This window comes from Roseibium sp. RP-7, assembly GCF_053005225.1.
In genome coordinates, this window is the sequence record NZ_JBRKQA010000001.1 from 1705886 (window position 1) to 1726085 (window position 20200).

General features: G+C 59.7%; 12 protein-coding genes. 10 read left to right on the forward strand and 2 right to left on the reverse strand.

Annotated features, from left to right (window positions below):
• The first annotated feature begins 175 nt into the window (after positions 1-175).
• From ACVDG9_RS07755 to ACVDG9_RS07770, 4 genes are all read left to right on the forward strand, one after another.
• Positions 176-862, forward strand: a complete 687-nt coding sequence (locus tag ACVDG9_RS07755) for a response regulator transcription factor (RefSeq protein ID WP_447237673.1) — start codon at positions 176-178, stop codon at positions 860-862.
• The gene (locus ACVDG9_RS07760) at positions 846-2300 is read left to right on the forward strand and encodes a sensor histidine kinase (RefSeq protein ID WP_447237674.1); all 1455 of its coding nucleotides are present in this window, start codon (positions 846-848) and stop codon (positions 2298-2300) included. The genes ACVDG9_RS07755 and ACVDG9_RS07760 overlap by 17 nt, the downstream gene beginning before the upstream one ends.
• On the forward strand, positions 2257-5253 hold the full coding sequence (locus ACVDG9_RS07765) for a bifunctional [glutamine synthetase] adenylyltransferase/[glutamine synthetase]-adenylyl-L-tyrosine phosphorylase (RefSeq protein ID WP_447237675.1): 2997 nt from the start codon (positions 2257-2259) through the stop codon (positions 5251-5253). Before ACVDG9_RS07760 ends, ACVDG9_RS07765 begins: the two co-directional genes overlap by 44 nt.
• 111 nt (positions 5254-5364) lie before the next feature.
• On the forward strand, positions 5365-6258 hold the full coding sequence (locus ACVDG9_RS07770; protein WP_447237676.1) for an alpha/beta fold hydrolase: 894 nt from the start codon (positions 5365-5367) through the stop codon (positions 6256-6258).
• 54 nt (positions 6259-6312) lie between these two features.
• Here the strand turns inward: ACVDG9_RS07770 and ACVDG9_RS07775 are convergent, their stop codons facing one another.
• Positions 6313-8667, reverse strand: coding sequence for a PAS domain-containing sensor histidine kinase (locus ACVDG9_RS07775; RefSeq protein WP_075282046.1), 2355 nt, complete (start codon positions 8665-8667; stop codon positions 6313-6315).
• Positions 8668-8823: 156 nt separating this feature from the next.
• Positions 8824-11469, reverse strand: a complete 2646-nt coding sequence (gene pepN / locus ACVDG9_RS07780; protein ID WP_447237677.1) for an aminopeptidase N — start codon at positions 11467-11469, stop codon at positions 8824-8826.
• Between the two features lie 298 nt (positions 11470-11767).
• Between pepN and ACVDG9_RS07785 the strand changes: the two genes are divergently transcribed.
• From ACVDG9_RS07785 to ACVDG9_RS07810, 6 genes are all read left to right on the forward strand, one after another.
• On the forward strand, positions 11768-12235 hold the full coding sequence (locus ACVDG9_RS07785) for a class I SAM-dependent methyltransferase (RefSeq protein WP_055658721.1): 468 nt from the start codon (positions 11768-11770) through the stop codon (positions 12233-12235).
• Positions 12236-12262: 27 nt separating this feature from the next.
• Positions 12263-13447 carry a CaiB/BaiF CoA transferase family protein gene (locus ACVDG9_RS07790; protein ID WP_447237678.1) on the forward strand — a complete coding sequence of 395 codons (1185 nt, stop codon included), beginning with the start codon at positions 12263-12265 and terminating at the stop codon, positions 13445-13447.
• Positions 13448-13464: 17 nt separating this feature from the next.
• A complete protein-coding gene (locus tag ACVDG9_RS07795; RefSeq protein WP_022997811.1) occupies positions 13465-14049 on the forward strand; it encodes an NUDIX domain-containing protein in 585 nt (194 codons plus the stop codon).
• Positions 14050-14164: 115 nt separating this feature from the next.
• Complete coding sequence (locus ACVDG9_RS07800; protein WP_289806927.1) at positions 14165-16042, forward strand: adenylate/guanylate cyclase domain-containing protein; 1878 nt, start codon at positions 14165-14167, stop codon at positions 16040-16042.
• 290 nt (positions 16043-16332) lie between these two features.
• Positions 16333-18219: an ABC transporter ATP-binding protein gene (locus ACVDG9_RS07805; protein WP_447237679.1), complete on the forward strand. Its 1887-nt coding sequence runs from the start codon at positions 16333-16335 to the stop codon at positions 18217-18219.
• Entirely contained in the window at positions 18216-20102 is a 1887-nt protein-coding gene (locus tag ACVDG9_RS07810) for an ABC transporter substrate-binding protein (RefSeq protein WP_022997808.1), read from the forward strand. Before ACVDG9_RS07805 ends, ACVDG9_RS07810 begins: the two co-directional genes overlap by 4 nt.
• Positions 20103-20200: the final 98 nt, after the last annotated feature.

Below are 20200 nucleotides of genomic sequence, written 5' to 3' on the forward strand. Positions count from 1 at the left end.
CCCCGAACCGGACCTGTGAGGCAAGACCGGCCTGCCCTCTGCCCCCAAACCCCGACGGGCCGGTCATTGCCAAGGGTTTATCTGCTAAACCCTGACTGACTGGCGGCGGCGACTCTCACATCCATCGCCGCCGTCAGCCATTTTCTTTAGGGCCAACTCAAGCTAAAAGGATGAGATGTTGAGGATTCTTGTCATTGAAGACGACCCGGAAGCTGCAAGCTACCTCGTCAAGGGTTTGAGTGAACTGGGCCACACCGCCGACCAGGCTGCCGATGGGCGGACCGGGCTGGATATGGCCCTCGACAGGGACTACGACATCCTCATCGTTGACCGCATGCTGCCGAAAATGGACGGCCTTTCGGTCATTCAGGACCTGCGCCGGGAAGGCAATCACACACCGGTGCTGATCCTCTCGGCACTCGGTCAGGTCGATGACCGCGTCAAGGGCCTGAAGGCCGGTGGCGACGACTACCTGCCCAAGCCTTACGCCTTTACCGAACTTCAAGCCCGCATAGAGGCACTGGCACGACGCCCCAAGTCAGCCAGCCAGATTGAGACCACCTATACCGTCGGCGACCTGACGCTGGACCGGATGGCGCATTCGTGCCGCCGCGGCGAAACGGAAATCCCGCTGCAGCCGCGTGAATTCCGCCTTCTGGAATATCTCATGCAGAACGCCGGCCAGGTTGTGACCCGTACGATGTTGCTCGAAAACGTCTGGGAATATCACTTCGATCCGCAGACCAACGTAATCGACGTTCATATCTCCCGTCTGCGCGGCAAGATCGACAAGGGTTTCGATACACCACTTCTGCACACCATCCGGGGTGCCGGATATACGATCCGTGACGCGGCTCACTAGGTTTACCAGAACCACGGCCTTCAAGCTGTCGCTGCTCTACATTGCCGTCTTCACGGTGATGTCCGGTGTGCTGCTGTTCTATATTGCGGACAACACGGATAACCTGATGTCCGAGCAGGTGGTTCAATCCGTCGATTCAGAACTGAAAACCCTTGCCGACGTCTATGTGCGCGGCGGTGTTCGCGATCTTGTCGAAACCATCGACAGGCGCTCCCGCCACCCGGATGCCAGCCTTTATCTCCTCGTCGATTTTGCCGGCAATGCGCTTGTCGGGAATATTGCCCGCCTGCCGACCACCGTACTCGAAGAGGCCGATGGTGGATTGCGCCGGGTTCGGTACACGCGCCTCGGCCAGGATGCAGAGGACGTAGAGCGGCAGGCCATGGTGCGTACGTTTGAGCTTCGCGGCGGCTTCCGTTTGCTGGTTGGGCGTGACCTGGGCGACCAGCTCCGGTTCTCCAACCTTCTGGCCAACGCCTTGCGCCTGTGGCTGGTCGTCGTGGTGGTCATGGCCGCGATCACCTGGCTGTTTGTCAGCCGCAGGGTGATGAAGCGCATCGACGAGATTTCCGCCACCAGCCGCACGATCATGCAGGGCGAGCTCTCCGGCCGTCTGCCCGTTGCGGGCAATGACGACGAATTCGATCGCCTGGCGATCAATCTCAACACGATGCTCGACCGGATCGAACTGCTGATGCAGTCGATGAAGGATGTGACAGACAACATCGCCCATGACCTGAAGACACCTCTGACGCGCCTGCAGACCCGGATCGAAAATGCCTTGCGGGAAGCCAAGGGGGAGGAGGGCTACCGCGGCGCCCTGGAAGCGACGCTGGAGGAATCCGACCAGCTCCTGCGGATATTCAACGCGCTGCTGCGTATTGCGCGTGTTGAATCCATGGCACCGGCCTCCGTCATGGAGCCGACCGATCTCAACAAGCTGGTTGCCGAAGTTGCCGAACTTTACGAGCCGTTGGTTGAAGATGAGGGCGGCAAGCTTGAAGCCGATTTGCCCGAAAGGCTGAAGGCAGACTGTAATCGCGACCTCATCAGCCAGGTACTGGTGAATCTCATTGAGAATGCACTGAAATACGGTCGTCCTGAAACTGGCGACCTGCTTATTCGCCTTGGCGGGCGGGAGGAGGACGGCCGCATCGTCCTCAGCGTCACCGACAATGGTCCCGGCATTCCGGAAAAGGACCAGGACCGGGTGAAGGAACGTTTCGTTCGGTTGGAGGAAAGCCGTTCCGAACCTGGAACAGGCCTTGGATTGAGTCTTGTCAAGGCGGTTGCCCGCTTGCATGGCGGAGACTTGCGCTTCATGAATGAGAACCCGGGGCTGAGCGCCCGGATCGATCTCAAGCCGGTGAAACCGGACAGCAGCAGGAGCGGGCATGAACAAGGCGGCACAGCCGGGCAAACGGGAGACGGGAACTGACCAGGACGGTGGCGCGGGCGTTCTGGCCGACCGGATCGCGGTGGTCCCAACGGCACCGGATCCCGATCATGCAGCCCTGTTCCTGAAAGATCTTCTGGCTCATGCCGAAGCCGGTGAGGCCCTCAATGCTCTTCTGCACGAAAAACCGGACCTGGAAGGTTTCCTGATCGGGGTTATTGGAAACTCGCCCTATCTGCGCGATCTGATGCTCGCCGATCCACCGCGTCTCCTTCGCTTGCTGCAGGAAGCGCCGGAAAGCCGACTTGAAAACCTGCTGTCTGCCGCCCGTGAAGCGCGGGCGGAGGACGAGGCCGGTATCATGCGGACCTTGCGCCACTTCAAACACGACCTCGCCTTGACGCTCGGCCTCGCCGATATCTCCGGTGCGATCGGTCTGAACCGCGTTACCGGTGCCCTGGCCGGGTTTGCCGACGCCGCGCTGACAGCGGCAATCAGGTTCTGCCTCGGCGATCTGGTCCGTCTGAACAAGTTTGCACCGCATGACCTGGAGAAGCCGGAAGTCGATAGCGGCCTCATCGTCCTTGCCATGGGCAAGCACGGTGCAAACGAGCTGAACTATTCGTCCGATATCGATCTGATCGTTCTTTACGACCCGGCCAAGGCACCCATGGCGGGAACAGCGGAAGCTCCGGTGGAATTCGTTCGGCTGACGCGGCGCCTGGTCAAGATCATGCAGGACCGGACCGCGGACGGTTACGTCTTCCGTACGGATCTTCGCCTGCGCCCCGATCCCGGTGCGACCCCGCTTGCCATGTCGGTGCCCGCTGCGCTGGTCTATTACGAATCCCTGGGGCAGAACTGGGAACGGGCGGCGCTGATCAAGGCGCGGCCCTGCGCGGGCGACATTCCCGCCGGCGAATCCTTCCTGCATGAAATCGTGCCGTTCATCTGGCGCAAGTACCTGGACTTTGCGGCCATTGCAGACGTGCAGTCGATCAAGCGCCAGATCCATATGCACAAGGGCCACGGGGCCATTGCGGTTGCCGGACATAACGTCAAGCTCGGCCGTGGCGGCATCCGCGAAGTGGAGTTCTTCGTCCAGACCCAGCAGCTGATCGCGGGTGGCCGCAACCCGGCCCTTCGCGGACGTCGCACACTCGACATGCTGGACGCTCTGGTGGATGCAGACTGGATCAAGGGCAAGACACGCGACGAAATGGCCGCCGCCTACCGGTTCCTGCGCAATGTCGAGCATCGCATCCAGATGCTGAACGACGAGCAGACCCAGCTTCTGCCGAAGGATGAAGACGGCATGAAGCGGGTTTCCGCGCTGATGGGCTACGACACGCTTGCAGCCTTTGAAACGGCACTGCTCGACCACTTGCGAACGGTTCAGCACCACTATGCCGAACTGTTCGAAGATGAACCGGCACTGTCGTCCGAGCTGGGCAATCTGGTCTTTACCGGCGATGATCACGATCCCGGGACCCTGGAGACGCTTGCCGGTCTTGGTTTCAAGCAGCCTGCGGAAGCTGCCGCGATCGTCAAGTCCTGGCATTTCGGCCGCTATCCGTGCACCCGTTCGACCAAGGCGCGCGAGCGGCTGACCGAAATGCATCCTGCGCTTCTCAGTGCGCTGGCGGCGACGGACAATGCGGACGCTGCCCTGCGGGCGTTCGACAACTTTCTGGCCAAGCTGCCGGCGGGCGTGCAGCTGTTCTCGCTGCTGCGGTCCAATCCACAGCTCCTGACGTTGCTGGCAACCACCATGGGCGCTGCGCCACGCATGGCCGAAACGGTCTCCAAGCGGGTTCATGTGTTGGATGCAGTCCTCGATCCGGCGTTTTTCGGCGCCATGCCGAGCGTCGAGGAGTTCCGCGCCGGGCTCGACAGAACCCTGTCTCAGGCCCGCTTTTATGAGGAAGCACTGGACAGGGCGCGGATATTTACCCAGGAGCAGCAGTTCCTGATCGGCTTGCGGATGATTTCAGATACCTTGTCCGCCGACCGGGTAGGGTTTGCACTGGCACGGCTGGCCGAAGTTGTCGTCGACCGGATCCTGAAGCAGGTGATCGTGCATGTCGGCGAAAGCAACGGCACGGTGCCGGGGGGCAATATCGCGGTCCTGGCCATGGGCAAGCTTGGGGGGCGCGAAATGACGGCAGCCTCCGATCTGGACCTGATCCTGCTTTACGAAGCTCCGGAAGACGTCAAGCAGTCTGATGGAAAGCGGCCTTTGGCAATCACCCAGTATTACACCCGTCTGACCCAGCGGCTGGTCACGGCCCTCAGCGCACCGACGGCCGAAGGCTCGCTTTACGAGGTTGATTTCCGGCTTCGTCCGTCCGGCAATGCAGGCCCGCTCGCGACCAATCTGGACGGCTTCATAGCCTACCAGCAGAAAGAGGCCTGGACCTGGGAGCATATGGCTTTGACGCGCGGACGTGTGATTGCGTCCACGACGCCTGAGTTCAAACAGAAGATCGTCGACAGCATCTGCGGCACGTTGGTGCAGACGCGTGATCTGACGAAGCTGGCCGACGATGTCCGCACCATGCGTGCCCGGATCGAGAAGGAAAAAGGCACCAGGGATGTCTGGGATCTGAAACAGGTGGCCGGCGGTCTGGTCGATATCGAGTTTCTTGCCCAGTTTCTGCAGCTTGCACATGCTCAGGAAAACCCGGAAATCCTGGCGCAAAGCACGGAGCAGGCTTTGGAACTGGCCCGCGACGCCGGCTTTCTGACCCTGGGCGATGCCGGGCTGTTGTTGGAAGCTCTCAGGCTTTACCACCGACTGACCCAGGTGTTGCGGCTGGCTCTTTCCGGCAAATTCGTGCCGGCAGAAGCACCTCGCGGGGTACTGGATCTCCTGGTTCAGGCCTCCGGCAGTCCGACCTTCACCCGGTTGGAAGCAGAGCTCGCAGACCTTCAGGTGAAGGTGCGTGAGACGTTTGTGCGGCTGATTGGCGAGGTTGAAACGGTCAACACTTGACCCCGATTGCCAAGCTGTTTCCATTGGGATAGGGAAGGACCGCACCGGCGGCCGATTTCAAATCATTCGCGCTCTCTTGAGCGAACCCTTTCCCATACTCTGAGAAACCTTATGACTTATTCATTCGACGAAACGGTCTGTCGTCCGGACCGGAGCGACCGTATTGTGCTGGCCGGCAACCGTGTGTTTGCCTGGTCTGAATGGGGTCCGGTGACAGGCACTCCGGTTCTGTTTCTGACAGGCGCCGGCATGGCCGGCACACTCGGCTTTGGCCTGGAACATCTCGAAAAGCTAAACCTTCGACTGATTGCACCGGACAGGCCGGGCCTCGGCGCTTCATCGCCCGATCCTGACAAGTCACTGGCAAGTGCCGCGCGTGACGTTGGCGAACTTGTTGCGAACCTTGGCCTTGTCAAAATCCCAGTGGTCGCCTTTTCGCAAGGAGCGCCCTTCGCTTTCGCCGCTGCAGCGTCGGGGACTGCAAGCTCCCTGGCGATCGTCTCCGGTCAGGATGAACTCTACCGTCCGGAATTCGCTGATGGTTTGCCGGATCAGGTGAGGGATATGACACGGCATGCACAGGAAGACCCCGCAGGGTTTTCTGCCATGCTTGAAGGCTTCGCCGAGCCGGATGGCTTCTACGACCTGGTACTGTCGATGAGCTCACCGGAAGACCGGTCGGTATATGGCGTCGAACCTTTCGCCGCAGCCTACAGGCACGCCCTTCGGGAAGGTTTCAGGCAGGGACCGAAAGGATACGTCCTTGATACGCTCGCAGCGCTCAAGCCCTGGTGTATCGACCTTGGCATGATCAACTGCCCGGTCTCGCTCTGGTACGGCGGCAAGGATGGCAGCCCGGTTCATTCACCGGACTTCGGTCTTTCACTCGCAGGCAGATTGCCCAATGCAAGCCGCCGGTTTTTTCCGGAGGAAGGCGGCGCATTGCTGTGGACCCGATCGCTCGACATCCTGAGCGAGCTGGCAACAACAAGCGACAACGACTGATCTGCTGTGCTTTAGGGCTACGGACAACCTGGCTCGCCTGGAGGGTAAAGCCCTTCAGGCGGCTTCCTTGTCGGCAAGCGGCAAGGTGAAGCTGACAGTGGTGCCTTTCTTGACTTCCGACTTGATTACCAGCGCTCCGCCATGAAGTTCAACCAGCGAGCGGGCGATGGCTAGTCCGAGGCCCGAGCCCTGGTGGGTCTTGGTGAACTGGTTTTCCACCTGCACGAAGGGTTGAGCGAGGCGTTCTATATCGCGCTCCGAAATTCCGATGCCTGTGTCGATCACTTCGAAATGCAGCTTGTCTCCGCGTGGCCGCGCCCTGAGCGTGACGGTGCCATTGTCCGGCGTGAACTTCACCGCATTGGCCAGCAGGTTCAGCAGGATCTGTTTGAGCGCCCGCTTGTCTGCGTGCACCGAGACGTTTTCAACGACATCGGTGGTGACGGTGATGTTCTTCTCGGTTGCAGCTCCCGTGACGATCCGGCTGGCATCTTCGGCCGATTCCGATGCATTGACCGTTTCGGTCTCGATACTCATGCGACCGGCTTCGATCTTGGACATGTCGAGGATGTCGTTGATCACGTTCAGCAGGTAAGTGCCGGATGAATAGATATCCTTGCAGTAGTCGGAATACCTGTCGGTGCCGACGGGGCCGAACATTTCCTGCGTCATGATGTCGGAGAAGCCGATGATGGCGTTGAGCGGCGTTCTCAGTTCATGAGAAATATTGGCCAGGAATTCGGACTTGGCCTTGTTGGCAGCTTCCGCCCGGGTTTTCTCTTCCTGGTACTTCTCTGCCATTTCCACCAGCTGCCGGGCCTGAACCTCAAGGGTCTGGCGGGACTTCTGGAGATCGGAAACGGTTGCCCTCAACCGCTTTTCGGAGTCGATCAGTTTTTCTTCGTGTTTCTTGAGCGGGGTAATGTCGGTCCCGACAGACACGAAACCGCCGTCCTTGGTGCGCCGCTCGGAAATCTGCAGCCAGCGACCGTCTTCCAGTTGCGCTTCGTACGAACCATCAGGAGCGCCGCCACGCTGGCGAAGAGTGACCGGTTGCGGTGCTACTTCGGCATTGGAGGCAGCTGCCATCACGTCCTTGTAGGGTGTGCCAGGCTTGATTACGGCGTTCGGCAGGCTGTGCAGCGACTGATAGTTGGAATTGCAGATCACAAGCTCGTTTCGGGCATTCCACAGAACGAAAGCTTCCGAGATTGTCTCGATCGCATCACGTAGGCGAAGATCTGCCATACGGCTCTGTTCGGCAAGCTCGTGCTGCTCGGTAATGTCGATGCAGATACCGATCAGGTGCGGCTCGGCACGGCCGGGTTCCGACTGGATTTCACCACGGGCGCGAAGCCAGATCCAGCTTCCGTCGGCGTGGCGCATGCGGAAGGTCTCGTCGACCAGAGTTTCACCGCTTTCCAGCAGGTGCTCGGCAAGGCCCAGAAGGTCGATGTCATCGGGATGGGTGATGTCTGCGACATCGGCAAAGCTGAGAATATCGTCCTTGGGTTCGCGTCCGAGCAGCTCGTACAGCGAAGAGGACCAGAACATTCTGCCGCGCGACAGATCCCAGTCGAACAGTCCGCAGCGGCCGTGGGTGAGGGCGGTGTCGATGCGGGCACGGGTTGCCGCATACATGTCGTCGGCCGCTTCCGCGCGGGTTGCCTGGCTGAAGAAGCCGTAGATGACCGCAAGCAGCACCAGCGAAGTTCCGACGAAGAGCGTCACATTTGCCGAAAGGTCATCCCGCCACTGGCTGAAGATTTCGTTTTCCGGCTGCAGCACCGCCACCATTCCGAGGCGGCCGTCGAGGTGATGAACCGTTGCAAGAACCTGTTCTTGGCCCCGGCCTGTGCCAAGGTTGGTGGCAACCGGCATCACGCCGGCACGGGCGCCAAACACCATGAGTGGTTGTGACGGGCCAAGGAGGTCGCTGATCGGCCGGCTTTCAAGCGATGGCTGGAGCGGTGCCGAGGCAACGATGGTGCCGGATTGGTCCGCAACGAGATAAATGCGGCCCTTGCTGGTCGCCCCTGTGGGCAGACTGTCGGCAAGGATGCGTTTCAACGTCGTCCGGTAGCCCGTTTCAGGCAGATCATTTTCCGACGACATCAGGCCGCTGGCGACGACAGTTGCCATCAGGCTGAGCGTAACCTGGGCGTTTTCCTGGGTCCGGGTGTAATCGCTGACAAGGTCGCCGGTGCGGAACAGGGCGAGTATGACGATGAAGATGATGGCGAGGCCGGGAATGAGGCGTCGCATCAGGCTATCGGAGCGGGCCAGGCTTTCGGCCAGAGCACCGAGGAGGGTGCGCAGAGGCAGGCGTTTTGTGCCTGCGTCTGTCTCCCACTCAGACTCCTTCTCGCCGCGCCGCGCAGATGCGTCGCCAGCTAATGCTCTCGCCATAGGAAGTGTGCCTCAAAAACCGCCGCGTCGGGGGTGCCCCGAATCACTTCCATTTGAATCAAATCGTCTGTTTTTGTCCAGACCCGTCAAAGAATAAAATGGTTAACGCAAATCCGGATTTTCCGTTCTTTCGTTAACCTTTCTCAGTATTGCAGACTACTGCAAGGTTCTGTCGACGATGTCACGGCTGTCTCTCGACAGATTTTCGCATGCTGAAATCCTCAAGAGGGCAGATTCAGCAAGGGCACTTCTTTGTGGGTCAAGTGCGCGCCACGAGCGGAAGCTCGTCAGAAGTCTCGATGCCACTTGTGGATTTCGCTTGTCGATCTCCAGAACTGATTCGGCGATCAGTTCAAATCCGGCACCATCCATCCGGGCAAATTGTGTCGGGTTGCCGGTGGCAAAGGATTGCAGCAGCGAGCGGACACGGTTCGGGTTGCCGGCATCGTAGGATGGGTCCGACATCAATGCCTTGACCCGGTCCAGCGTTTCGTTGCCAGGTGCGGTGGCCTGGGTCATGAACCACTTGTCCATGGCCAGAGAGCTGTCCGTGTGCCGCTCGCGGTAAGCTGCAAGCGCTTCCTCTTCACGTGGCATATGGTCGTGTACCAGAAGGGTGAGGGCCGCGAGGCGGTCAGTCATGTTGTCGGCAGAGGCAAACCGCGACCAGACCAGGTCAGTCGCATCGGCTGCGTCGGAGACTGCATAATAATGCAGGCAACGGTTTGCGAGCGCTCGTTTTCCGGCTGCCTGCGCATCCGGCGAAAAGGTTCCACCTGCGGACTGGTCGGTAATGAACGGGACGAGGGAAGATGCGATGCGGGCGGCAACTGCGCGCCGCAGCATCTGGCGGGCCGTATGAATGGCGTCCGGGTTGACGTCCTTGCCGATTTCCTGTGCGACATCCGCTTCGCTGGGCAACGTGAGTGCCTGTGCACGCAGGGCTTCATCCAGCTGGGTTTCACCCAGAACAGACGCGAACACACCGATGACGTCTTCGGACGGCGTGCCTTCCGAGCCGTCACGGACCAGACCTGCAAGCCTCACAAGGTCCTGCATCGCCAACGTCTGCACCGCCTGCCATCGATTGAACGGGTCCCGATCCTGTGCTGCCTGAAACAGGAGCTCCTCGGAATGCAGGGGCTGGTTCAGACGAACGGGAGCGGAGAAACCGCGCAGGAGAGACAGAACGGGAGCGGCAGCGACATTGTGGAAGACGACGTCCTGGTGAGCCTTGTCGAGCACAAGCACATCGCCGGCGACGTTGGCACCCTCCACGGAGCCTGTCTCCATGTCCTCGCCATTGGGGCCGATCAACCCGAAACGAAGCGGGATGACTGCCGGTTTGCTGGACTTCTGGCCGGCAATGGGCGGGATTTCCTGGGACAATGAAACGGTGAAGGACTTGCGGTCGGGATCATATTCCGTTTCCACCGACACGACTGGTGTTCCTGCCTGCTCGTACCAGAGCGAAAACTGTTCAAGATCGGTGGACGATGCTTCCTCGAAGCAGGACAGGAATGCCTCGATTGTGGTTGCTTCGCCGTCATGGCGGTCGAAATAGAGGTCCAGTCCGGCCCGGAACTTCGGTTCGCCCAGAAGCGTCTGCAGCATGCGAACAACCTCGGCGCCTTTTTCATAGACAGTCGCCGTATAGAAGTTATTGATTTCATGATAGGTTCGCGGACGCACGGGGTGTGCGAGCGGGCCTGCATCCTCCGGAAACTGATGCGACTTCAGCAAGCGCACATCGGCAATGCGCTTGACCGCGCGCGAGCGCATGTCGGACGAAAACTCCTGGTCGCGGAACACCGTCAGGCCTTCCTTCAGGCACAGCTGGAACCAGTCCCGGCAGGTGATGCGGTTTCCGGTCCAGTTGTGGAAGTATTCGTGTGCGATCACGGCTTCAATATTGGCATAATCCTGGTCGGTTGCCGTTTCCGGGTCGGCCAGAACGTACTTGTCGTTGAAGATATTGAGGCCCTTGTTTTCCATCGCGCCCATGTTGAAGTCCGACACGGCGACGATGTTGAACACCTCCAGATCGTATTCTCGGCCAAACACTTCCTCGTCCCAGCGCATGGACCTCTTTAGCGAATCCATGGCCCAGTCACACAGGCTCTCCTTGCCATGCTCGACGTAGATGTTGAGTGCGACCTCCTTGCCGGACATGGTGGTGAACGTGTCCGGAACTTCGGCGAGATCGCCTGCAACCAGTGCGAACAGATAGGCCGGTTTCGGGTGCGGGTCGTGCCACACGGCATAATGCCTGCCGGTGCCGTCGATATCTCCTGTCTCCGTCAGATTGCCGTTGGCCAGGAGAACGGGGCAGTCTTTCTTCGAGGCCTCCAGACGTGTCGTGTAAACGGCAAGGACATCCGGTCGGTCCAGAAAATAGGTAATCCTGCGAAAGCCCTCGGCCTCGCATTGGGTGCAATAGGTTGCCGAAGAGCGGTAGAGCCCCATCAGCTTCGTGTTCGCGTCCGGATCGAGTTCGGTCACGAGTGTCAGCTCGAACGGATCGGCAGGCGGTGAGGCAAGTTCGAGACGATCGGCTGTCGCTGCATAGGCAGTCTCGGCAAGCGCTTCGCCGTTCAGCTTGATGCCCGCAAGTGACAATTCGTCACCATCCAGCACAAGCGGGGCGCCGGCCTCTGTTCCCGGTTGCCTGCTGACCTCAAGAGTCGCGGTAACGCGGGTTGCGCCGGGGGCGAGTTCAACGTTCAGGGCGACCTTGTCGATGCGATAAAGTGGCGGTTGATAGTCTTCCAGCCGTATGGCCGGCGCCGTTTCTGAACGCATCGAATTCTCCTGCTGATGTTAGGCGCAATTGCCTGCCTGTGCCTGGCCGAAAGGCCCTTTTTGGAGGCCGCAACCGCACCCTCATGAAAATGTGAGGATGACCTAAGGCGTTAGCATGATCGCAGATTACGGCAAAGTCCTGTTTGACCTTCCGCAAGGGCTGGTATTCCGTCAGCCTTTGATAACACCTAAATACGGACGGGAGGTTTTGACGGCAGCCGGGGCATTGTCTATGTCAGGAGCGTCGTAAGTTGCAGGGAATTTTTTAATGAGCCGTTTGGACAGTTTTATTCGTCGAATGACATCCCAGAAAACATTGCTCGAATTTCTGGTCGACAAGGTCAACGAAGTCGACGGGCCTATCCTGGAACTCGGGTTGGGCAATGGCAGAACCTATGACCACTTGCGCGAGATTTATCCGAACAAGGAAATTTTCGTATTCGATTTCGCCATGGACTGCCACCCGAGCTGCGCTCCGGACGCGCATCACATGATCCTCGGCAACATTCGCGACACGCTTGTTTTCTGTGGGCCGCGGATCGGGGCGAAGGCGTCGTTCGCCCATATCGACATCGGTTCGGCTGATCCTACAAATGACCTTGCGACAGCTTCCTGGCTGGCTCCTTCAATAGATGCCCACATGGCCGTCGGCGGAATTATCCTGTGCGCGCTCGAACTCAACCTGCCGAATTACGAGCCCCTGAAAAAGCCGGATGGCATTCACCGGGGTCGCTATCATATCTATCGCAAGACATCAGAAGCCTGACCGTCGGCACTATTCAGGAAGAGACACATGACCGCGCCGCTCAAAGGCATCAAGGTTGTCGAACTGGCCCGCATTCTGGCCGGGCCCTGGACGGGCCAGACCCTAGCGGACCTGGGGGCAGACGTCATCAAGGTGGAAAGCCCGCAAGGCGATGATACCCGGGGCTGGGGACCGCCATTCGTCAAGGACGAGGCGGGCGCGGACCGGGATGCCGCCTATTTTCATGCCTGTAACCGCGGCAAGCGTTCCATTGCGGTCGACTTTCGCACAAAGGAAGGTCAGGACCTCGTTCGCCGCCTGGTGGCGGATGCCGACATTCTGGTCGAGAACTTCAAGGTCGGTGGGCTCGCCAAATACGGCCTCGACTACGACAGCCTTTCCAAGGTCAATCCGAAGCTGATCTATTGTTCGATCACCGGGTTCGGTCAGGACGGTCCCTACGCTCATCGGGCCGGCTATGACTTCATGATCCAGGGCATGGGCGGCATCATGGATCTGACCGGGGACCCGGAAGGCGACCCGCAGAAGATCGGGGTGGCGTTCGCGGATATCTTTACCGGGCTTTACGGTGTCATCGGCGTTCTTGCCGCCTTGCGCCGCCGCGATGAAACCGGCGAAGGCGAATGGGTCGACATGGCATTGCTCGATGCGCAGGTCGGAGTGCTGGCCAACCAGGCGCTCAATTACTTTGTTTCCGGCAAGGCGCCGAAACGTCTGGGCAATGCGCATCCCAACATCGTTCCCTATCAGGTCTTTCCGGCCAGCGACGGGCATCTGATCATCGCGGTTGGCAATGATGGCCAGTTCAGGCGCCTTTGTGCTGTTCTTGGCCTGCCGGAACTTGCCGACAATCCCCGCTACGCCACCAACGCAGCGCGAGTTGCCTCCCGCTCGGACCTTGTGCCGATCCTGACGGCTGAAACGTCGACGAGAGCCCGCGACGACCTCCTGACCGCGCTTGAAGGCGAGGGAGTTCCGGCTGGACCGATCAATTCCGTGGAAGATGTCTTCAACGACAAGCAGGTGTTGCACCGGGATATGAAGGTCGACCTGCCGGCAACCGGAGTCGAAGGCGGCTCCGTTGCCTCCGTCCGCACACCCATCAGGTTTCGGAACGGGACACTCGTGCTGGACCGCGCCGCACCGGCACTTGGCGAGCACACGGAAGAAATCCTGAAGGAACTGGGCATCACGTCTGACCCGAAATCCTGAACGAAGAAAGCACTGCCATGAGCACCCCGGATTACCTCAAGGTCTCCGATAGCGAAGTTCTGTCCAATTCCTGGGGAACGCTGACCCGCCACCGGATCGAGTACAGGCGCCGGGACGGCGACTGGCAGGAGCAGGTGCGTGAAGTCTACGACAGAGGGCATGGGGCAACCTGCCTGCTCTACGATCCGGAACGCAATTGCGTGCTGCTGACGCGCCAGTTCCGGCTGCCAGTCTGGGCTGCCGGCCGAGACCCGATGTTGATCGAAGCACCTGCCGGTCTTCTGGAAGGTGCGCATCCGGAGGATCGCATGCGGGCGGAGCTTATCGAGGAAACAGGATTTGAGGTTTCGGACCTGGAACATCTGTTCGATGCATTCAGCAGTCCGGGATCCGTAACCGAATATGTGGCATTCTTCCGCGGGACATACCATCTGAAGGACAAGGTCGCCGAAGGTGGCGGCAAGGAAACCGAGGGCGAAGATATCGAGGTGATGCACGTTCCGCTCGACCAGGCGCTCGAGATGATCCGCTCGGGTGAAATCATGGACGCAAAAACCATTATCTTGCTGCAGGAACTGGCCCTGCGTCGATTGACCGGCTAAAGGCAAAAGACATCGCGGTGGCAGTCCTTTGCGGTGGAAAGTCGAAAGCTTGCCTTAATTTGACGGAAACCGTCATGCAGGTAAGCTGCCTGTTCGCAACAAGGGTCACCGCCCAATGAAAAAATCGAAACGCACCGGCCGGCGCATAATGCTGCCCCTGACGACTATCGTCGGGCTGGGGTTCGGTGCGTTCGTTGCGATTGCGATCGGTCTTGTGCTGGGCCTGTCTGTCTCGGCCAACTTTCGCAACACGTTTTCCCTGCTGAATGACAAGACGATCCTGAGCACTCAGGCGCTCGAGACGCAGTTGCGGACGCATTTCGTGTCTGTCGAAAACGCGATCATCGGCCTGAAACCCTATTTCGACGACGGCACGCTCGGCTTCGACGATACGGAAAGGACGCTGCAGGATCTCTCGATCGCGCTGAAATCCAATCACGACATCACCACGCTGGTGGTGACTTCGACCGACAGAAGCAAGCTGGGGATCTATCGGGCACCGACCGGCAAACTGTGGCGGATTGAAACCGACGCACCGCCACCCGGCATGAACATGCAGGAAATGCCGCAATTGAGCGCCGACAGTCCGCCGACCTGGGGCCCGCTCGTCAAACACGAGGTCGGTCTTTTCGCGAATGTTTCGGTGCCGTTGGTGCGGGACGGCAAGGTTGCCGGCATGCTGACGGCTGCGACGTCCATGGAAGAACTTGCCCACATCGTTTCTGCGCAGGACGAGGGCGGCGACAACACCGTCTTCATCATCGCGGACGGCGATCAGGTGATCCTGCATTCGGACGCTCCCTGGCTCCAGACCGGCGGCAGCATTCAGGACAAGTTGCCGGGCTCCTGGCAGACGATCGGCGACCCTGTTCTGGCTGCCATGGTAAATGAAGAAAAGCTGGACGAATTCAAGAAAGCCGCGGAACTTGGCATCGACGTCTCCACCGTTGATGCAAACAACGAAGAATATATCGTCATGAAGGCCCAGCTGGATGGTTTCAGCGACAGGCCCTGGACTGTCGGGCAGTATTACCTCAGCGCGACGGTCTCCCGGGAGCTGCGGCGTCTTGCGGGTTCCATGTTCGTCGGCTTCGGCGCGTTGGTTGTGTCGGTGCTGATCGCATTCTGGATGGGGCGGCGCGTCGCCCGCCCGTTGCGCTATCTTGCAGTTCAGTCCAAGCGCATCGGCAGCCTGTCGCTCAACGAGGTTGAGCCCCTGCCGCGCAGCCGCGTTGCGGAGATCGATCAGGTGGCGCTCGCCTTCAATTCCATGGTTGAAGGCCTCAAGGCCATGAACACCTATGTGCCGCGCTCGCTCTTCATCAAGCTGATGCGGTTGGGAGGCGGGAATGCTGCACAGGCGCGTGGTGCCGAACTCACGATCCTCTTTACCGATATTGTCGGCTTCACGGCCTTGTCCGAGCACCTGAGTGCGGAAGAGACCGCCAGCCTGCTGAATGACCATTTCGCCATCCTGGTCGAGGCTGTCGAAGGCGAGGGCGGCACGGTCGACAAGTTCCTGGGGGATGGCATGCTGGCCTTCTGGGGCGCGCCCGATGCCCGTCCGGACCATGCGGAGGCTGCTGTCAGAACCGCACGCCGGATTGCAGCCGCGCTGCATCAGTCGAATCTGAACGCGGTTACCCAGGGGCGTCCGCAGATGGCGCTTCGGATCGGTATTCACACCGGCCCGGCGGTTGTCGGTAACGTCGGCGCGCTTGATCGCTGGAACTATACCGTTGTCGGCGACACCGTGAACGCGGCCGAACGCCTGCAGACGCTTGGCAAGGAAGTTCCCGAAAACCCGGAAGTCGTCATCCTGGCGAGTGCGGACACCGTTGCGCATCTGCCTGGTGAGCGGCACCAGCGGCCGGTCGGCGCGCATCACCTGCGTGGCCGAAGCGGGCAGATGGAAGTCTATTGGCTCGATCCCTTTCCGCAGTCAAAGCCGGTACACAGGCCCGTGGAGCGGCCGGTGTCTGCCGCGGAGTGATTCCTTCCGGACCGCTGGATCGCCGGCCAGGCTTCCAGCTAGTCTGTTTCGTGTTCAGATGAACGCAGAAAAAATGATTTCAGGTTCGTTCGACAATTGCAGTTTAACGTTCGGTTGCACCCGTTAATCGAGTGGCGGAACGGGTCTGCTCTTGCAAACTGTGATTATCATCACAGTTTGTTTTCATGAATCCTGCATTGCTATCCACTGGCGAATTTGGTTGTCTTTCAAATGCAATGAGGGCTTAGTAAGCCTCTGTCAGACAATCCTTGCCTGGGAGGAAATGCGCGGTGAATGTTCTCTCGATTGAGGGACTGACGGTTGATTTTAATACGGCGGAAGGTCAGGTCCGGGCGGTCGACAATGTGTCATTTGTCGTACCCGAGAACCGGACTGTCGCGCTGGTGGGCGAATCCGGGTCGGGCAAGACGGTCATATCGCAGACGATCATGGGTCTTCTGCCCCAGGCTGCATCCATTACATCCGGGAAAGTGATCCTGGCGGATCCGACCGGCGCAGAGCCGCCTGTCGATATCGCTGCGCTTGAGCGCAAGGGACCGCAGATGCGGCACCTGCGCGGCAACCGGGTTGCCATCATTTTCCAGGAGCCGATGACGTCGCTGTCGCCGCTGCATACCATTGGCGACCAGATCGGCGAAGCCGCACTTCTACACCGCAACGTTTCCAGCGCCGAGGCACGCGAACTGACCAAGACCATGCTGAGCCTGGTCCAGTTCCCCGATCCCGAGCGCGCGCTCGACACCTATCCGTTCGAACTCTCAGGCGGGCTGCGCCAGCGCGCGATGATCGCGATGGCCATGATCTGCCGCCCCGCGCTGCTGATCGCGGACGAGCCTACCACCGCGCTCGACGTCACAATTCAGGCGGAAATCCTGAAACTCATTCGCGAAGTTCAGGCCGAACTGCGCATGTCCGTCCTGATGATTACCCACGACTTTGGCGTGGTCGCCAATATGGCCGATGAAATCGCGGTGATCTATCACGGCCGCATTATGGAAAAGGGCACTGCCCAGCAGCTCTTCTCCGATCCCAAGCACGATTATCTGAAGGCTCTGCTCAACGCGGTCCCGAGCTTCCACATGGACCGGGACGAGCGGCTGGTGCCGATCCGGCCCATCAAGGTCCGTTCGGAGGAATTGACGGCCAATCGCCCGCATTGCGATGTCAAGCCGGGCGAGCCACTGGTCGAAATGCGCGATGTCACCAAACGGTTCACCTTGCGCAAGGGGTCTTTCCTTGGTGGCAAGGTCAAGACCATGACCGCGCTCGACAGCATCAACCTGACGATCCGCCGTGGCGAGTGTCTCGGTCTCGTAGGGGAATCGGGTTCCGGCAAGACCACCGCGGCAAAGGCCATCCTGAGGGCAATCGGTATCGAGGGCGGCAATGTCCTCTACAATCGCGGCAAGGGGCTGGAAGACATCTCCAAGCTCAAGGGCGCGGAACTGATGGACTATCGCCGCCGCGTGCAGCTTATTTTCCAGGACCCGTTCTCCTCGCTCAACCCGCGCATGACCATCAACGACACACTGATGGAACCCCTTGAGGTGCACGGCATCGGCACCCCTCAGGAGCGGGCCGAGCGCGCACGCAATCTGATGAACCTGGTGGGGCTCGACCCGCGTTTCCTGCGCCGCTATCCGCATTCGTTCTCCGGCGGTCAGCGCCAGCGCATCGGGATCGCTCGAGCTCTCGCGCTCAACCCGGAATTCCTGTTGTGCGACGAACCGACCTCGGCGCTCGACGTCTCTGTACAGGCGCAGATCCTGAACCTTCTGCAGGATCTCAAGCGCGACCTGAACCTGACCTATCTCTTTGTCAGCCATAACCTGGCCGTGGTCGACTATGTTGCCGACCGGATCGCGGTCATGTGCCGTGGCCGACTGGTCGAGATGGGGGAAACACGAACTGTCGTCGGCAATCCGCTGCACCCGTACACGAAAGCCCTGCTTTCGGCCGTGCCCGAGCCGGACCTGTCGGCACCACTGGATTTTGCCGCCCTAGATGCCAACAGAGCATCGGAGCCGCAATCTTGGCCGGAACCTTTCCGATTGACCGACGGCCAGGCGCCGTCGCTGGTGGAAATGGAACCGGATCACTTTGTCTGCGCACCTGGCCTGAAGAATGCCGGGGCGCTTGAGGGGACTGCAGCATGAAGTTTTTGAATTCCGTAAGGGCCGGTCTTTTCCTGACCGTCGCTCTGATAGCGGGGCCACTTGCCGCGTTGGAGCTGAAGGAAACACCGGGCCTTGATCCGTCTCTGCCACCTGTGGCGGAACGGGTTCCCTCCGACCCTCTGATCGTTGATCTTGAAGCCAAGGGTCGAACCGTCGGCAAGCCGGGAGGCAAGATCGACACCCTGATCGGCCGGGCAAAGGATGTCCGACTGATCAACGTTTGGGGCTATGCCCGCCTCGTTGGCTACAACGAGCAACTGGAACTGGTTCCCGATATCCTGGCGAACGTCGATGTTGAAGATGGCCGCATTTTCACGCTTCACACGCGTGCCGGCCACAAGTGGTCTGATGGCCATCCCTTCGGTGCCGAGGATTTCCGCTACTTTTTCGAGGACATTGTCAGCAACGAAAGCCTGACCCCGTCAGGTCTGCCGCCGTACCTGCTGGCCAACGGCAAAGGCCCCAAGTTCGAGGTCCTGGACGAAACCACCGTCCGCTTTACCTGGGATACGCCGAACCCGCTGTTCCTGCCGGAACTGGCAAAGTCCCGTCCGCCGTTCATCTATCGGCCAGCCCACTATCTGAAGCAGTTCCACGAGAAATACGGCGATCCTGATGTGATCGCCAAGGAAGCTGCAAAGGTGAAGGCGCGGGACTGGGCACCGCTCCATAACAAAAAAGACGACATGTACAACGCGCAGAACGTCGACATGCCGTCGTTGCAGCCTTGGGTGCGCAACCGCGATGACAGCGACCTGCGCTTCGTTCTGGAACGCAATCCATACTATCACCGGGTCGACAGCACCGGTCAGCAGCTTCCTTATGTCGACGAAATCATCATGACGGTTGCCGACGGCAAGCTGATCCCGGCCAAGGCACAGGCTGGTGAAAGCAACCTGCAGGCACGTAACCTCAACTTCGCCGACATTACCGTCCTGAAGAAGGGCGAAAAGGACAATGACTATGTCACCGCGCTCTGGTCCAACACCAAGGGTGCGGAGATCTCGATCCTGCCGAACCTGACGGTCAAGGATCCGGTTTGGCGTGAACTGATGCGCAACACGAAGTTCCGTCATGCCCTGTCGCTCGGGATTGATCGCAACCTGCTCAACCGGGTCCTGTTCTTCGGGCTGGGAACACCGGGCAACGACACGGTTCTGGCGTCCAGCCCGCTTTACAAGGCCGAGTTCACCACCAAGTGGGCGGAATACGATCCGGAACAGGCGAACGCGCTTCTGGACGAAATCGGCCTCACCAAGCGCAACGGAAACGGCATTCGTCTGATGTCCGATGGCCGTCCGCTGGAAATTATCGTGGAGACCGCTGGCGAGGAACAGGTCCAGGATGACGCCCTGGAGCTGGTCAAGGAAATGTGGAAAGAGATCGGCGTCGCTCTGTTTGCCAAGCCGAGCCAGCGTGACAACATGCGCGAGCGCGCCATCACCGGTGACCTGCTGATGTCTGTCTGGTCCGGCTTCGAGAACGGCATTCCGACGTCCGAAATGCCGCCGGAAGACTTTGCTCCTGTGCGTGGCGACGCGTTTTCGTGGCACAAGTGGGGTGACTACTTCGAAACCCAGGGTGAGGGCGGCGAAAAACCCGACTGGGCCCCGGCCGAGCGTCTGATGGAACTCTATACCGCATGGTTGAGCTCCAGAACGCCGGAAGAGCGCACCGAGATCTGGGAAGAAATGCTCCAGATCCATGCCGACGAAACCATTCATATCGGTCTGGTTTCCGGCGTTCGTCAGCCGGTTGTGATCAAGAACGTCGAAAACGTACCGCTTGAAGGTATCTACGGCTGGGATCCCGGCGCCCATTTCGGAATTCACCGCATGGATGAATTCTACATGGCCAAGTAAGCCGCAGTTCCGCTTGTTTTCCGGTCCGGCTGGTTCTGACACCAACCGGCCGGGGAAACTGCCAGAGATATCGTTCGGTTCGGAAGATTATCCGAACC

What these genes read in the sequence shown, in the direction of transcription:
- ACVDG9_RS07755 (WP_447237673.1), top strand. Translation starts at nt 176, where the DNA reads ATGTTGAGGATTCTTGTCATTGAAGACGACCCGGAAGCTGCAAGCTAC.
- ACVDG9_RS07765 (WP_447237675.1), top strand. Translation starts at nt 2,257, where the DNA reads ATGAACAAGGCGGCACAGCCGGGCAAACGGGAGACGGGAACTGACCAG.
- ACVDG9_RS07770 (WP_447237676.1), top strand. Translation starts at nt 5,365, where the DNA reads ATGACTTATTCATTCGACGAAACGGTCTGTCGTCCGGACCGGAGCGAC.
- ACVDG9_RS07775 (WP_075282046.1), bottom strand. Translation starts at nt 8,667, where the DNA reads ATGGCGAGAGCATTAGCTGGCGACGCATCTGCGCGGCGCGGCGAGAAG.
- pepN (WP_447237677.1), bottom strand. Translation starts at nt 11,469, where the DNA reads ATGCGTTCAGAAACGGCGCCGGCCATACGGCTGGAAGACTATCAACCG.
- ACVDG9_RS07785 (WP_055658721.1), top strand. Translation starts at nt 11,768, where the DNA reads ATGACATCCCAGAAAACATTGCTCGAATTTCTGGTCGACAAGGTCAAC.
- ACVDG9_RS07790 (WP_447237678.1), top strand. Translation starts at nt 12,263, where the DNA reads ATGACCGCGCCGCTCAAAGGCATCAAGGTTGTCGAACTGGCCCGCATT.
- ACVDG9_RS07795 (WP_022997811.1), top strand. Translation starts at nt 13,465, where the DNA reads ATGAGCACCCCGGATTACCTCAAGGTCTCCGATAGCGAAGTTCTGTCC.
- ACVDG9_RS07800 (WP_289806927.1), top strand. Translation starts at nt 14,165, where the DNA reads ATGAAAAAATCGAAACGCACCGGCCGGCGCATAATGCTGCCCCTGACG.
- ACVDG9_RS07810 (WP_022997808.1), top strand. Translation starts at nt 18,216, where the DNA reads ATGAAGTTTTTGAATTCCGTAAGGGCCGGTCTTTTCCTGACCGTCGCT.